Raw genomic sequence first — 14,288 nt, 5'->3', positions numbered from 1 at the left:
TCCAGACCACTGGTTCCACCTCGATGGTCTACCACCGGCGTCGATCCGCTGTTCCGGCACCACGGCGTGCCTGCGGGGCGGCCGGGCGCCGCGGTCGCGTGAGGCGCCCCCGCCCCCGCCCCCGCCCCGGCCCCGCCCCCGGCGCCGGCCGCCCGTCAGGCCGCCCTTCCCGCCACCACCCACCTCGACGGCAGCTCGATCCGTGTGCCCTCCGCGGTGTACTCCGTGCTGACGAGGGGCATCTCCCCGTCGGCCAGGACGGTGAGCCCGGCGGCGCGCAGGTGTTCCAGTACCGCCTCGTCGGGGACTTCACCGGGGGTCAGTCCGTGCCGCAGGACCGGGGCGAGCTTGGCGGGCGGCCCCTCGGGCCCCTGGGCCAGGCCCATCAGGAGCGTCTTGGCCGCCGGGGAGGGCTCCACCAGGAACGCGCGGCCGCGTTCGCCGAGCAGCGCCGCGAGGGCGTCGGCGAGGGGCTGCCGGTCGTCGGGCTCGCACTGGTGCAGGACGCCGCGCACATAGACGTTGGCGTCGCCCAGCTCCGCGTGCAGCGCCTCCGCCTCGGCCTTGTCGGCGGCGTCCAGTTGCCGGTAGGCCGCCTGGCCGGCGGGGTCGGCGCGGCGGGCGCGGTCGAGTGCGGCGGCGGACAGGTCGGCGCCCACGACGTGCGGGAAGCGGTCGGCGAAGTAGCGGGTCTGGGTGCCGTTGCCGCAGCCCAGGTCGATCAACGGCAGGGCGGGGTGGGTCAGGTGCGGCTCGAAGTGGGCCAGGTGGCGGCCGGCGGTCAGCGTCGGCTCCGCGTCCCAGAACACCGCCCCCTGCCCCTCGGGCGCCTCGCTCCAGAAGCCTTCCCAGGCGTTGCGGTACCGACTCGTCACGCTCATGCGCGTCTCCCCAGGTGCGACGACGTACGACCCGTCGGCGGTGACGGGCCCGTACGGTGTACCGCGCGGGGCGCACGGCCACAAGCACCCGGCGCATACCTTCACCGGTCGTTCGCGCCGGGCGGACGCGGCCGTGCGCCGGGGCTACCCCCGCGTCCGCGGGCGGTGCCGGGGCGGCAGCGTCAGTTCGAACCAGACGGTCTTGCCCGTCCTCGTGCGGCTCGCGCCCCATGCGCGGGCGAGGGTGCTGACCACCCGCAGCCCGCGCCCGGCCTCGTCGTCGGGGCCGGCGCCGCGCAGCGCCGGAAGCTCGTGGTCGTCGTCGTCCACCTCGCACAGCAGGGTGCCGGCGCGCACCAGGCGCAGGACGACGGGACGGGCGCGGGCGTGCCGTACGGCGTTGGTGACGAGTTCGCTGACCATCAGTTCGGCGGGGTGGACCAGTCGCGGCAGGTCCCAGTCGTGGAGTTGCTCCCGGACCACCGCCCGGGCCCGGCCCACCTCGGCCGGGTCGCGGGCGAGCCGCCATTCGGCCACGGCGTCGGACTCGATGCCGTTGAGCCGGGCCATCAGCAGCGCCACGTCGTCCTTGCGGCCCCCGCGTGTGCCCAGCGCGCGGATGATCGTGTCGCACGCGTCGTCCATCGACGCGGCCGGGTGGGCGGCGGACGCGCACAGCGTCGCGAGCCCGACGCCGATGTCCTCGCCGCGCACCTCCACCAGGCCGTCGGTGCACATCACCAGCCGGTCGCCGGGCGCCACCGGCACCCGTACCGCCTCGAAGGGCACCCCGCCCACGCCGATCGGCGCCCCCGTGGGCAGGTCGATCAGCTCGCTGCCGCCGTCGTGGACACGGACCAGGACGGGCGGGATGTGGCCGGCGTTGGCGAGGTGCAGCGCGCCGGCGACGGGGTCGTAGACGGCGTACAGGCAGGTCGCCAGGTGGGTGTCGCCGAGTCGCTGGGCGAGGTCGTCGAGGTTGCGCAGGAGCTGGGCGGGCGGCAGGTCGAGGCCGGCCATGGTCTGCACGGCGGTGCGCAACTGGCCCATCATGGCGGCGGAGTTGAGACCGTGGCCCATGACGTCGCCGACGACGAGGGCGGTGCGGGCGCCGGGCAGCTCGACCGCGTCGAACCAGTCGCCGCCGACGCGGCCGAGCAGGGTGCCGGGCAGGTAGCGGGTGGCGATGTCGCAGCCGGCCATGCGCGCGGGGATCCGCGGGAGCATGCTGTCCTGGAGCGTCTCGGCGACGTTCTCCTGGTGCGTGTACATGCGCGCGTTGTCGAGCACGAGGCCCGCGCGGGCGGCGAGTTCGGCACCGGTGACGCGGTCCATGTCGTTGAAGACGGGGCGCTCCGGATGCCGGAGCAGGATCATGAAGCCGAGGACGACGGTGCGCGCCTTGAGCGGCACCACCAGCATCGAGCGGCCGGTGATGAGCGGCCGGATGTCCCGCTTCTCGAACTGGGAGGCGATGGCGTGGCCCATCTCCTCGCTGATGCGGGGCACGAGGACGGGTTCACCGGTGGTCATGCACTGGAAGAACGGGGTGTGCGCCGGGAACGGCATGGCCTCGCCGACCGGGACGACGTCGTCCCAGCGGCCGGGTTCGTCGGTGTGCTCCACCGCCACCCGGTGCCACAGGGTCGTCGTGTCCGGCACGCCGTCGGGGAACCCCTCGCCGGCCACGACCTGCTCGCGCAGGTAGGTGCCGGCGACGTCGGTGAAGCGGGGCACGACCGCCTTGCTGACCTCCACGACGGTCCGCGAGAGGTCGAGGGAGGTGCCGATCCGTCCGCTGACCTCGTTGAGGAACTCCAGGCGTTCGCGGACGGCGGCGTACTCCAGGTCCTCGGCTTCGTCCCGGAGGTCGTCCGGCACCGGCTCGCCCGCCGCGAGTGCCCGGGCTGCCCGCTCGCGGCGCGCGCGGCGTGCGGCGCGCCGGGGCACGCCCCAGTCGGGGGTGACGGGTACCCGGTCGTTCTGGCTGAACTCCAGCACCGGATACCCCAGTTCGAGGACCTGGGAGGCGATGCGGGCGCTCTCGCCGACGCTCATGCTGGGCAGGATCTCGGGGAGGCGGCGGGCGAGTTCCTCGGCTCCGGGGAAGTCGGTGTGCAGGGCGAAGGCGGGCGCGATCCGCTCGACGCCGGTCTGCTCCGCGCTCGGGTCGGTGTGGTCCCGCCGCAGTCCCTCCGCGTCGGCGGCGAGCACGAGCAGCCGTTCCGGGCCGGGTCCCACCAGCGGGTAGGCCCACCACAGCACGTCGACGCGGTCGTCGCCCGGCACGGTGAGGCGGGCGCGGCCCGCCGCCGGGTAGGACAGCCGTCCGTCGAGGGAGGACTCCAGACGGGGGCCCAGGTCGTCGTGGGCGGCGTGGGAGCGGGGTGCGGCGGGGTCGCCGGGGCCGTCCTCGGGGAGCACGCCCGAGACGGGCAGCAGGTCGGGGGCGGGCCGGCCGATCGCCTCCTCCTTGGGCAGGGCGAACAGTCTTCGCGCGCCCCGGCTCCAGTGGGAGACCAGACCGTCGCGGTCCACCACGACCACGGCCAGCGGGACCCGGCCCGCCACGGACGCCCCGCGCGCCACGCCGGGTCCGCCTCCCGGGCCGGCTGGTGTGTCCCGCTCGGTGCCATGGTCCATGGCGTCAGGCCCTCTCTCCCCCACGGCTCCCCGAGATCTGTGTCACCGTCACCACCGTACGGGGGCCGATGGTGACCATGTGCGGCAACGGCGGAATCGGTGGCGCGCGAACACACCGGCGCGCGTCCGCGCGCCGGTGTGTTCGCCTCTCGCTCCTCGTGTCTCGGGCCTCGGCCTCGTGTCTCGGGCCTCGAGCCTCAGTCCTCGTGCCCGAGCTGGAGGTCCCGCTCCGTGCGGCCGCCGCCGGCCACCTGGAGCACGGTGGCGACGGGCGGGTAGCCGGCGGCGATGACGGTGTACTCGCCGGACGACAGGTCGACGAACCGGAAGGTGCCGTCCGGGCCGGTGGTCAGCGTGTCCACCACGTTGCCCGCCGCGTCGAGCAGGGTGACGCGCGCGTCCTCCACGGCCCGTCCGCCGCCGGCCCGCACCGTGCCGCGCAGCACGGCGCCGCCGGCCAGTTCCACGTCCTGGCGGGTCTCCCGGGCGGCCTGGACGGTGACGGGCAGCGCGGCCGGGCGGAAGGCGGGGGCGCTGCCGGCGAGGGTGTACTCGCCGGCCACCAGCTCGGTGATGACGTAGCCGCCCTCGCGGCCGCTGCGCGTGGTGGCGACGACCTCGCCGTGGACGTTGGTGAGCGTGACGGTCGCGTCGCGCACGGGGCTGCCGTCGGCGGTGAGCACGCTGCCGGCCAGGCGCCCGGCGCCACCGAGGACGACGTCCAGCTCGACGGGACGCTCGCCGACGGTGACGGAGACCGCCTGGGGCTGGTGACCGCCGGCCGCGGCGATCAGGACGTACGACCCCGCGCCGGGCGTGGCCAGCGCGTACCGTCCGTCGTCGCCGCTGGCGCCCCGGCCGATCTGCTGCCCGGCGACGTCGATGAGGGTGAGCGCCGCGCGGGGTACGACGGTGCCGTCGGGGTGCTGCACGGTGCCGCAGACCGCGATCCCGGCGGTGTGGGGCGACCGTGCCGGCGGGACCGCGGCGACGGGGTGCGCGGTCGCCGGGTCGGTGACGGGGGCGTTGTGGGACACCAGGGGTTTCTCCTTGAGGAAGAGGGCGATGAGCAGCCCGAGGACGAGCACCGGCACCAGGTACAGGAAGATCCGCGGCATGGCGTCGGCGTAGGCGTCGATGTAGGCGTCGCGCAGCGCCGGGGGCAGGGAGTGGACGAGCTGGGGGCTGATGGCCTCGGCGTCGGGCAGCCCGGCGCCGGCCTCGGCGGGGAGCCGGTCGGCCAGCGCGTCGGTGAGCCGGTCGGCGAAGAGGGTGCCGAAGACGGCGGCTCCGACGCTGCCGCCGATCTGCCGGAAGTAGTTGTTGGCGCTGGTGGCGGTGCCCAGGTCGGCGGGGCGCACGGAGTTCTGCACGGCGAGCACCAGGACGGGCATCACCATGCCGATGCCGGCGCCGAGGACGGCCATCCAGACGCTGTAGTGCAGCCGGGGCGTGTCGGCGTCGAGCCGGGACAGCAGCCACATGCCGACGACGGACAGGGCGCTGCCGAGGATCGGGTGGGACCGGTAGTGCCCGGTGCGGGTGATGAGTTGTCCGGAGATGATCGAGGCGCCGACGATGCCGCCCATCATCGGCAGCATCAGCAGACCGGACTCGGTGGCGGTGGCGCCGTCGACCATCTGCAGGAAGGTCGGCAGGTAGCTGGCGGCGCCGAAGAGGGCGACGCCGATGACGAGGCCGACCAGGCCGGTGACGTTGAAGACGGAGTCGCGGAACAGCCGCAGCGGGATCAGCGGTTCGGGCGCGAAGTGCTCGGCGACCAGGAAGAGGACGGTGGCCGCGACCGCTCCCGCGGCGAGACCGAGGATGACCCGCGAGCCCCACGCGTACTCGGTGCCGCCCCAGCTGGTGAGCAGCACCAGGCAGGTGGAGGCGGCGGCGAGCAGCAGCGCGCCCAGGATGTCGAGGCGGGGCTTGGCCGTCGGCTTGGGGAGCTTCAGGACGACGGCGACGACGGCCATGGTGACCAGGCCGAAGGGCACGTTGATGTAGAAGCACCAGCGCCAGGAGAGGTGGTCGGTGAAGTAGCCGCCCAGCAGGGGTCCGGCGACGGAGGCGAGTCCGAAGGCGGCGCCGATCAGGCCCATGAACCGGCCGCGTTCGCGCGGCGGCACGATGTCCGCGATGATCGCCTGCACGCCGATCATCAGGCCGCCCGCGCCGACGCCCTGCACGGCGCGGAAGGCGATGAGCTGGTCCATGGTCTGCGCCCGGCCGGCGAGTGCCGAGCCGACGATGAACACCAGGATGGCGAACTGGAAGACGCCCTTGCGCCCGAAGAGGTCGCCGAGCTTGCCGTAGATGGGCAGGCCGACGGTGGAGGTGAGCAGGTAGGCGGTGATCGCCCAGGACATCTTGTCGAGGCCGTGCAGCTCGCCGACGATCTTCGGCAGCGCGGTGGCGACGATCATCTGCTCCAGCGCGGCGAGCAGCAGCGCCAGCATCAGTCCGACGAAGACCAGCCGCACCCGGCGCGGGCTCAGCCCGGCTCCGGGCTCAGGCCCGGGTTCGGGGGGCTCGGGAGGCGTCGGGGGTGCGGTGACCGGTTCGTCCTTCACCAGAGTGATCCCGCCCATGTTCCGCTCCCCTCGTCACACCTGCTCACAAATGCCGCCTGAGGCGACAACTGCGAACAAGTCCGGCGAGTTACGGAATCACGACCGGTTCACGCGGAGATCACTCGAACCGGTGAGGCGGCCAACAACCGTCCAGGGCATGCCTTTTGGTGCGTGAAAGGCGCCCTTCGATGCGCGAAAGGCGCCCTTCGGTACGAGAAGGGCGCCCTTCGGTGAACGCGTGGCTACTTCTCGACCTCGGCGGCGAGCTTGGCGAGCATCGCGTCGTAGATCCGGGCGAGCCCCTTGGGCGCGAAGGTCTTCTCGAAGAAGCCCCCGATGCCGCCGGCCCCCTGCCAGACGGTGACGACCACCACGCGGGACTTGCCCTCACCGGCCGGCGTGACCCGCCAGGTGGTGACCATGGAGGAGTTGCGGTCCTTCTCGACCAGCTCGCCGTCGGTCGGCTCGGTGACCTCCAGCAGGCAGTCCCGCACGCGCTTGCTGGTGGCCTGGAGCTTCCAGTGCACGAGGGTGCCCTCGCCGTCACCGCCCTCGCGGACCTCGTACTCGCTGAAGTGCTCGGGCAGCAGCTTCTCGCGGGTGCCGCTGTAGTCGGCGAGGGTGTCGAACACCGTCTCCGCGTCCGCTGCGACGATCCGCTCAGTCGTCGCCTCGACCTGCGCCATCGGGTTCCTCCAGGGCCTGGTTCTCGGGGTCGGGGCAAGCCAACCACCCCGCCGCCCGGCCACCAAATCGGGGGGCGCGAAGCGGTCCCGCGCGGCGCATCCGCACGATCAAGGGAACAAGTGTTCTATTGTGGCGGAGCAGCACTACCGAGGAGGCGCCATGCGCTGGGAGAACCTCACGGACTCCGACCACGCCCGGGCCGCCGACCCCGCGCTGTTCGGCGCGGACGCGGTCACCACCCGCACGTTCGACATGCCCGAGTTCCGGGGCATCACCTTCCACGAGGTGCGGGCCCGCTCGATCCTCAACCGGGTGCCGGGCGCCTCGCGCATGCCGTTCGAGTGGACCGTCAACCCGTACCGGGGCTGCACGCACGCGTGCGTGTACTGCTTCGCGCGCAAGACGCACAGCTACCTGGACCTCGACACGGGGCTCGGCTTCGACTCCCAGATCGTCGTCAAGGTGAACGCTCCGGAGCTGCTGCGCCGCCAGCTGGCCTCGCGGCGCTGGCAGGGCGAGCACGTCGCGATGGGCACCAACGTCGACTGCTACCAGCGCGCGGAGGGGCGCTACCGGCTGATGCCGGGCATCATCGAGGCCCTCACCGAGCGGGCGAACCCGTTCTCGATCCTGACCAAGGGCACGCTGATCCTGCGCGACCTGGACCTGCTGACGCGGGCGGCGCGGGTGACGGACGTGGGCATCTCGGTCTCGGTCGGCTTCACCGACGCCGAGCTGTGGCGGACCGTGGAGCCGGGGACACCCGCGCCGGAGCGCCGCCTGGAGGTCGTCAGGACCCTCGGCGAGCACGGCATCGGCTGCGGGGTGCTGATGGCGCCGGTCATCCCGTTCCTCGGGGACGAGCCGGCCCAACTGCGCGCGACGGTACGGGCGATCGCCGCCGCCGGCGCCACGTCGGTGACGCCGCTGGTGCTGCATCTGCGGCCGGGCGCCCGGGAGTGGTTCATGGCCTGGCTCGGGCAGCACCACCCGCACCTGGTGCGCCGCTACGAGCGGCTGTACGCGGAGGGCGCCTACGCCCCGAAGTGGTACCAGCGCCGGATCACGCGCCAGGTGCACGATCTGGCCCGGGAGTACGGCATCGGACCCACGCGCGCGGGGACGCCGCGCCGGCCCCCGGAGGCCGGGCAGCCGAAGCCGGCCCGGACCGCCGCGACCGAGCCGGTCCAGCTCTCGCTTCTCTGAGCGCGTTCGAGGGCATCTGCCGACGCAATCGGGTCACGTAGGGACCGATCGCGTTCCTGCGGGGGCGTACCCCGGGACGATGCGGCGAGGACCGCGACCCGCGCGGGCCGCAGCCTCTCCGTCCTGGGAGGACGCCATGAGACAACGCGCAGCCGTGCTGTGCGGCGCCGCCGTCATCGCCGCGGGGACCGTCACCGCCGTCCCCGCCGAGGCGGGCGCGGCGCAACCCGCGCACGTCCCGCACGCCGCGAAACCGGCCTGGAAGAAGTGCGGGACGGCCGACTACCCGACGCTCCAGTGCGCCTCGCTCACGGTGCCGCTCGACCACGCGCGTCCCGACGGGAAGCGGATCACACTCGCCCTGTCCCGGGTCCCGCACACCGCCGAGTCGTACCAGGGGCCGCTGCTCGTCAACCCCGGTGGGCCCGGCGGCAGCGGGCTGACGCTCGCCGGGTTCGTCGCGTCCTCACTGCCGAAAGAGGTCGCGGCCCAGTACGACGTCGTCGGCTTCGACCCGCGCGGGGTGGGGAAGAGCGAGCCCGCCCTGAACTGCCGGCCGGGCCACTTCGACCCGGTGCGCCCCGACTCCCTGCCCGCCGCCCCGGCCGTCGAGGAGGCCAACCTCGCGCGCGCGAAGTCGTTCGCCGGGGCCTGCGGCGAGAAGTACGCGGACGTGCTGCCGTACATCGACACCGTCAGCACCGCACGGGACCTGGACCTGATCCGCGCGGCGCTCGGCGCGGAGCGGATCAACTACTTCGGCTACTCGTACGGCACCTACCTGGGCGCCGTCTACGCCAGGCTCCACCCGCAGCGGGTGCGGCGCCTGGTGCTGGACTCCGTCGTCGATCCGACCGCCGTCTGGCACGAGGCCAACCTCAACCAGGACCACGTGTTCAACGACCGCCACCGGGCCTTCCTCGCCTGGACCGCCGAACACGACGCCACGTACGGGCTGGGCACCGACCCGGAGCGGATCGAGAGGGCGTGGTACGCCATGCGGTCGGCGCTGGCGACGAAGCCGGCCGGCGGCGAGGTCGGTGCCGCGGAGCTGGAGGACACCTTCCTGCCCGGCGGCTACTACAACGGCTACTGGCCCTACCTGGCGGAGGCGTTCGCCGCGTACGTGAACGACGCGGACACCGGCCCGCTGGTGGAGGCGTACGAGAACTTCGGGGCCGTGGACGCCTCCGGCGAGAACGGCTACAGCGTCTACACGTCGGTGCAGTGCCGTGACGCCGCCTGGCCGCGCGACTGGGAGGAGTGGCGCGACGACAACTGGGACGTGTACGAGAAGGCACCCTTCATGGCGTGGAACAACGCCTGGTACAACGCGCCGTGCGCCTTCTGGCCCACGGGCTCGCGGCAGCCGGTGGACGTCGCCAACGGCGAGCTGCCGCCGGCCCTGCTGTTCCAGGCGACCGGCGACGCGGCCACCCCGTACGAGGGCGGCGTCACCACGCACCGTCTACTGCGCGGCTCCCGCCTGGTGGTCGAGGAGGGCGGCGGGAACCACGGCATCACGCTGAGCGGCAACGCCTGCCTGGACCGGCACCTGGCCGCGTACCTGACGGACGGCACCGTGCCGCGCGGCGAGGGCACCGGCGAGGCGGACGCGGCGTGCCAGGCGCTGCCCGCCCCGGAGCCGCTGGAGTCCAAGGCCGCGTCGGCGTCCTCGCGTGGCTCCACGCTGCACGGACTGCTCGGCTTCCGGGGGTAGCCCCGGGGATGTCGGTGCCGTGGTCCACCATGGACGCATGAGTGAGCTGACCAGGATCACGGCGCCCGAGGGCGTCGCGCCCGCCGCCCAGTACAGCCATGTCGTCCTCGGCACCGGGCGGTTCGTGGCCGTCTCCGGCCAGCTCGCCCTGGACGAGGACGGCGCGGTGGTCGGCGAGGGCGACGCCCGGGCCCAGGCCCGCCAGGTCTTCGAGAACCTGCGCCGGTGCCTGGCGGCGGCCGGGGCGACCTTCGACGACGTGGTCAAGCTGACCTACTTCGTCACGGACACGGCACACCTGCCCGCCGTCCGCGCGGCCCGCGCCGAGCACATACCCGACGACCGGCTGCCGGCCGCCTCGGCGGTGCGGGTGGCGGGGCTGGTGCGGCCGGAGTTCCTCATGGAGATCGAGGCGTTCGCGGTCGTCGCCCCGTGACCGGGACGGCGAACGACGCACCGCCGACGACGGGTTGTACGTCCTCTACGGGTCGGCGGCTCACCGCTGAAGGCTGACGGCTGCACGCTGACGGCTGACGGCTGACGGCTCACCGCTGCCCCGGGATCCGCGCCAGCGCCCGTACCGCCGCCTCGGCCAGCGCCGGGTGGGCCAGGGCGTCCTTCAGGACGGGGGCGGCCCGGTCGTCGCCGAGCGTGCCGAGACCGTCGACGCAGGCGAGGGCCACACGCCGGTACGGGTCGTGCGGGCGCAGTCGCCGTTCCAGGGTGGTGATCAGGGCGGGCACGGCCTCGGGGGCGCGCAGTTCGACCAGCAGCCGCACCGGGTGCAGCGCGTAGGCGACCCGGAGTTCGTTGGTGGCGAGGGCGGCGGCGGCGCGGGCGGTGCGGGGGTCGCCGAGGCGGGCGAGGGCGTGGGCGGCCGAGGCGCAGCGCGGCGGGTCGCGGTGGTTGAGGAGCAGGACCAGGGACTCGAAGGCCCGCCGGTCCCCCGCCACGCCCAGCCGGAACGCGGCCAGTTCCCGGGCCCAGAGCGGCTGCCGGGGCTCGGTGAGCACCGCGGCCAGTTCGTCCAGGTCGCCGGTCGCCACGAGACGGTCGTACACCGCCGCGGCCCCCGGCGCGCCCGACGCCGCCGACTCGGCCCGTAAACGCTCCGTGAGCGTTCGCAACTCTTCGTCCATGACACCGAGGTTAGGGGCGTCACACGGCGAGTGGGACGTACATCACGAACACCGAGGGCTGGCGCGCTCGTTACCCGCGAGTTAATCTCAGACGAGCGAGTTACCCACTCGCCATAACTCCTCCCGGTGGTCTGGTGACGCGGCCGCCGGGAGAGCAGTCGGTCCGGTACTTCGGGTACCGCAGTGCGACTCGGCCTCGGGACAGGGCCGGTCGGCCACCGCCGCCGCGCGGGCGTGTGCACGCCCTGAGCGACGGCACCGGGCGTGTGCGCCAGTCAGCCCGGCAACACCCGCACTCCACTCCCTTCGGCACGCACCCGGTGCGCCCCTCGGCGCGGCCGGGCGTGCTCCCGTCGTCACCCTCATTCCTGGAGTCCCGCGATGGCCACTCCCCTGTCCGACACCCCTCTGTCCCCGCTCCGGACCGTCGCCGTCGTCGGCCTCGGCACCATGGGCACCGGCATCGCCGAGGTCCTCGCCCGGGCCGGCCGCGACGTCGTCGGCATCGACATCAGCGAGGCGCAGGCCGCGACCGCCGTCGCCGCGCTGGAAGCCTCCACCGCCCGTGCCGTCGAGCGCGGACGCCTCACCGAGCGGGAGCGCTCCGACGCCCTCGCCCGCGTCCGCACCTCCACCGACCTGGGCGCGGCGGCCGACGCCGACCTGGTGATCGAGGTGGCGCCGGAGTCGTACGAGGTCAAGCAGCAGATCTTCCGGGAGCTGGACGGGATCGTGCGCCCGGAGACGATCCTGGCGACCGGCACCAACGCGCTGTCCGTGACGCGGCTGGCCGCCGACTCGGCCCGTCCGGAGCGGGTGCTGGGCCTGCACTTCTTCAACCCGGCCCCGGCGATGAAGCTGGTGGAGGTCGTCTCCTCGGTGCTGACCGCGCCGGGCGCCGTCACCGCGGTCACCAACCTCGCCCTGGACCTCGGCAAGGAGCCCGTCGCGGTCGGCGACCGGCCCGGGTTCGTCGCCGACGGGCTGCTGTTCGGGTACCTCAACCAGGCCGCCGCGATGTACGAGGCGAACTACGCCTCCCGCGAGGACATCGACGCCGCGATGCGGCTGGGCTGCGGGCTTCCGATGGGCCCGCTGACCCTGCTGGACCTGATCGGCGTGGACACCGCGCGCACGGTCCTGGAGGCCATGTACGCCGCCTCCCACGACCGGCTGCACGCCCCGGCGCCGATCCTCAGGCAGCTCAGCGAGGCGGGCCTGACGGGCCGCAAGGCCGGGCGCGGCTTCTACACCTACGAGGCGCCGGGCAGCGCGGTCGTCGTGCCCGACTCCCTGACCCCCCGCGCCGGCGACGACCCCGTCCCGGGCCGTCCCGTGCGCTCCGTCGGCGTCGCCGGATCGGGCACCATGGCGTCCGGCATCGCGGAGGTGTTCGCCAAGGCGGGGTACGAGGTCGTCCTCGCCGCCCGCAGCGCGGAGAAGGCCGAGACCGCCAAGGCCCGGATCGGCAAGTCGCTGGCCCGCGGTGTCGACAAGGGCCGGCTGACCGCCGAGGCCGCCGCGCAGGCGCTGGAGCGGATCACGCCGACGGGGACGTACGACGACTTCGCCGACGTGGACCTGGCCGTGGAGGCGGTCGCCGAGGACCTGGAGGTCAAGCGGCAGCTGTTCGGCACGCTGGACAAGGTCTGCAAGCCCGGCGCGGTGCTCGCCACCACCACCTCCTCGCTGCCCGTCGTCGCCTGCGCCCGCGCCACCTCGCGCCCGCAGGACGTGATCGGCATGCACTTCTTCAACCCGGCGCCGGCCATGAAGCTGGTCGAGGTGGTCCGCACGGTGCTGACCGCCGACGACGTGCACGCCACCGTCCGCGAGGTCTGCGCCAAGGTCAGGAAGCACCCGGTGGACTGCGGCGACCGGGCCGGGTTCATCGTGAACGCGCTGCTGTTCCCGTACCTCAACAACGCGGTCAAGATGGTGCAGGAGCACTACGCGACGCTCGACGACATCGACGCGGCGATGAAGCTGGGCGGCGGCTACCCGATGGGACCCTTCGAGCTGCTGGACGTGGTCGGTCTTGACGTCTCGCTCGCCATCGAGAAGGTCCTGCACCGCGAGTTCCGCGACCCGGGGCTGGCCCCGGCGCCGCTGCTGGAGCACCTGGTGGCCGCGGGCTGCCTCGGCCGCAAGACGGGCCGGGGCTTCCGCGAATATGCCCGCCGCTGAGCGACCGGGCGACTGGTTCCGGTCGAAGGAGGACTGGGGCGGACTGCTCGATCCGGCCGGCTCTCCCCCGCCCCCGGCGGGCGGGGGAATCCCCGGTCACGCGCATGATCGAGCGCACATGCAGTACGTTCGGGTCATGTCCCAGCCCGCCAAGTCCTCACGTACACCAGCCACGCCCGACGCGCCGGAGAGCGCGGCCGGCGGCCGGGCCGCCGCCCAGCGGCTCAAAATGCGCCGGGAGCTGGCGGCGGCGGCGATGGAGCTGTTCGCGACCAAGGGGTACGAGGCGACCACCGTCGACGAGATCGCGGCCCAGGCCGGCGTCGCCCGCCGCACCTTCTTCCGCCACTTCCGCTCCAAGGAAGAGGCGATCTTCCCCGACCACGACGACACCCTGGTGCGCGCCGAGGCGGTGCTCAACGCGGCGCCCGCGCACGAGCACCCGCTCGACACGGTGTGCCGCGGCATCAAGGAAGTCATGAAGATGTACGCGGCCCGGCCGGAGATCTCGGTCGCCCGCTACAAGCTGACCCGCGAGGTGCCCACCCTGCGCGAGGCGGAGATCGCGTCGGTGGCCCGCTACGAGCGCCTGTTCACCCGCTATCTGCTCGGCCACTTCGACGAGCACGCGCACGACGACGACGCCAACGACGACCCGCTGCTGGCGGAGGTCGCGGCGTCGGCCGTGGTCACCGCGCACAACCACGTGCTGCGGCGCTGGCTCAGGGCGGGCGGGCAGGGGGACGTGGAGAGCCAGCTGGACCACGCCTTCGCGATCGTGCGCCGGACGTTCGGCACGGGCATCGGCGCGGGGCGTTCCACGGCCTCCGCCGCGCGTCCGGCCGCCTCCACGGCCTCCGTGCGGGGCGAGGTGCTGGTGACGGTCGCGCGCACCGACGCACCGCTGCACGAGGTCATGCGGACCATCGAGCAGGCACTCAAGGAGCGCTGAGCCGGCTCCTCTGCTCTGTGACGACGGCCACCCACCGGGTGGCCGTTTTTGCATGTCGGCGCCCCTTTTCCACCCCACTCAAGACGGCATTCGATCGATCATCGCTCATCTGTTACGTAAAGATTTCATCTGAGTGGAATTTCTGGCACTCAGTGCCTTGCGGGGTGACACGCGGTGTCATACGTTGAAGGTGTCCGGGCTGTCCCCGCACCCATCCCCTGCGCGCCCGAACGCCTGCGTCACAGGCACCTTCCACCAACCCTCAGCAGCACCGACGTAACCCTCAGCGCCCCT

General features: G+C 73.4%; 10 protein-coding genes. 5 read left to right on the top strand and 5 right to left on the bottom strand.

What is annotated here, in order from left to right; all coding sequences use genetic code 11:
• Positions 1-155: 155 nt before the first annotated feature.
• From ACFIF2_RS05125 to ACFIF2_RS05110, 4 genes are all read right to left on the bottom strand, one after another.
• Positions 156-881 (bottom strand): methyltransferase domain-containing protein, encoded by a 726-nt coding sequence (locus tag ACFIF2_RS05125; RefSeq protein ID WP_395571269.1) that lies wholly within the window; start codon positions 879-881, stop codon positions 156-158.
• Between the two features lie 144 nt (positions 882-1,025).
• The gene (locus ACFIF2_RS05120; RefSeq protein WP_395571268.1) at positions 1,026-3,524 is read right to left on the bottom strand and encodes a SpoIIE family protein phosphatase; all 2,499 of its coding nucleotides are present in this window, start codon (positions 3,522-3,524) and stop codon (positions 1,026-1,028) included.
• 197 nt (positions 3,525-3,721) lie between these two features.
• On the bottom strand, positions 3,722-6,121 hold the full coding sequence (locus ACFIF2_RS05115; RefSeq protein WP_395571267.1) for an MFS transporter: 2,400 nt from the start codon (positions 6,119-6,121) through the stop codon (positions 3,722-3,724).
• A 224-nt stretch (positions 6,122-6,345) separates the two neighbouring features.
• Positions 6,346-6,789 (bottom strand): SRPBCC family protein, encoded by a 444-nt coding sequence (locus ACFIF2_RS05110; RefSeq protein ID WP_395571266.1) that lies wholly within the window; start codon positions 6,787-6,789, stop codon positions 6,346-6,348.
• A gap of 160 nt (positions 6,790-6,949) precedes the next feature.
• On the opposite strand from ACFIF2_RS05110, the gene ACFIF2_RS05105 reads away from it, so the two are divergent.
• From ACFIF2_RS05105 to ACFIF2_RS05095, 3 genes are all read left to right on the top strand, one after another.
• Positions 6,950-7,996 carry an Rv2578c family radical SAM protein gene (locus tag ACFIF2_RS05105; protein ID WP_395571265.1) on the top strand — a complete coding sequence of 349 codons (1,047 nt, stop codon included), beginning with the start codon at positions 6,950-6,952 and terminating at the stop codon, positions 7,994-7,996.
• Between the two features lie 136 nt (positions 7,997-8,132).
• Positions 8,133-9,716 (top strand): alpha/beta hydrolase, encoded by a 1,584-nt coding sequence (locus ACFIF2_RS05100; protein WP_395571264.1) that lies wholly within the window; start codon positions 8,133-8,135, stop codon positions 9,714-9,716.
• Positions 9,717-9,753: 37 nt separating this feature from the next.
• Positions 9,754-10,152 (top strand): RidA family protein, encoded by a 399-nt coding sequence (locus ACFIF2_RS05095; RefSeq protein WP_395571263.1) that lies wholly within the window; start codon positions 9,754-9,756, stop codon positions 10,150-10,152.
• A gap of 109 nt (positions 10,153-10,261) precedes the next feature.
• On the opposite strand, the gene ACFIF2_RS05090 is transcribed toward ACFIF2_RS05095, so the two are convergent.
• Positions 10,262-10,855 (bottom strand): adenylosuccinate lyase, encoded by a 594-nt coding sequence (locus ACFIF2_RS05090; RefSeq protein ID WP_395571262.1) that lies wholly within the window; start codon positions 10,853-10,855, stop codon positions 10,262-10,264.
• A 381-nt stretch (positions 10,856-11,236) separates the two neighbouring features.
• Here ACFIF2_RS05090 and ACFIF2_RS05085 point away from each other — a divergent pair, with 381 nt between their 5' ends.
• Together ACFIF2_RS05085 and ACFIF2_RS05080 are read left to right on the top strand one after the other, a co-directional pair.
• Entirely contained in the window at positions 11,237-13,042 is a 1,806-nt protein-coding gene (locus tag ACFIF2_RS05085; protein WP_395571261.1) for a 3-hydroxyacyl-CoA dehydrogenase family protein, read from the top strand.
• Between the two features lie 136 nt (positions 13,043-13,178).
• Positions 13,179-13,994 (top strand): TetR family transcriptional regulator, encoded by an 816-nt coding sequence (locus ACFIF2_RS05080; protein ID WP_395571260.1) that lies wholly within the window; start codon positions 13,179-13,181, stop codon positions 13,992-13,994.
• Positions 13,995-14,288 lie beyond the last annotated feature (294 nt).

The organism is Streptomyces sp. BK79 (assembly GCF_044142145.1).
Taxonomy (GTDB): Bacteria; Actinomycetota; Actinomycetes; order Streptomycetales; family Streptomycetaceae; genus Streptomyces.
Note: the sequence above shows the minus strand (reverse complement) of the source record. Positions and strands in the feature narration are given on the sequence as shown.

What these genes read in the sequence shown, in the direction of transcription:
- ACFIF2_RS05120 (WP_395571268.1), bottom strand. Translation starts at nt 3,524, where the DNA reads ATGGACCATGGCACCGAGCGGGACACACCAGCCGGCCCGGGAGGCGGA.
- ACFIF2_RS05125 (WP_395571269.1), bottom strand. Translation starts at nt 881, where the DNA reads ATGAGCGTGACGAGTCGGTACCGCAACGCCTGGGAAGGCTTCTGGAGC.
- ACFIF2_RS05115 (WP_395571267.1), bottom strand. Translation starts at nt 6,121, where the DNA reads ATGGGCGGGATCACTCTGGTGAAGGACGAACCGGTCACCGCACCCCCG.
- ACFIF2_RS05085 (WP_395571261.1), top strand. Translation starts at nt 11,237, where the DNA reads ATGGCCACTCCCCTGTCCGACACCCCTCTGTCCCCGCTCCGGACCGTC.
- ACFIF2_RS05095 (WP_395571263.1), top strand. Translation starts at nt 9,754, where the DNA reads ATGAGTGAGCTGACCAGGATCACGGCGCCCGAGGGCGTCGCGCCCGCC.
- ACFIF2_RS05090 (WP_395571262.1), bottom strand. Translation starts at nt 10,855, where the DNA reads ATGGACGAAGAGTTGCGAACGCTCACGGAGCGTTTACGGGCCGAGTCG.
- ACFIF2_RS05105 (WP_395571265.1), top strand. Translation starts at nt 6,950, where the DNA reads ATGCGCTGGGAGAACCTCACGGACTCCGACCACGCCCGGGCCGCCGAC.
- ACFIF2_RS05110 (WP_395571266.1), bottom strand. Translation starts at nt 6,789, where the DNA reads ATGGCGCAGGTCGAGGCGACGACTGAGCGGATCGTCGCAGCGGACGCG.
- ACFIF2_RS05080 (WP_395571260.1), top strand. Translation starts at nt 13,179, where the DNA reads ATGTCCCAGCCCGCCAAGTCCTCACGTACACCAGCCACGCCCGACGCG.
- ACFIF2_RS05100 (WP_395571264.1), top strand. Translation starts at nt 8,133, where the DNA reads ATGAGACAACGCGCAGCCGTGCTGTGCGGCGCCGCCGTCATCGCCGCG.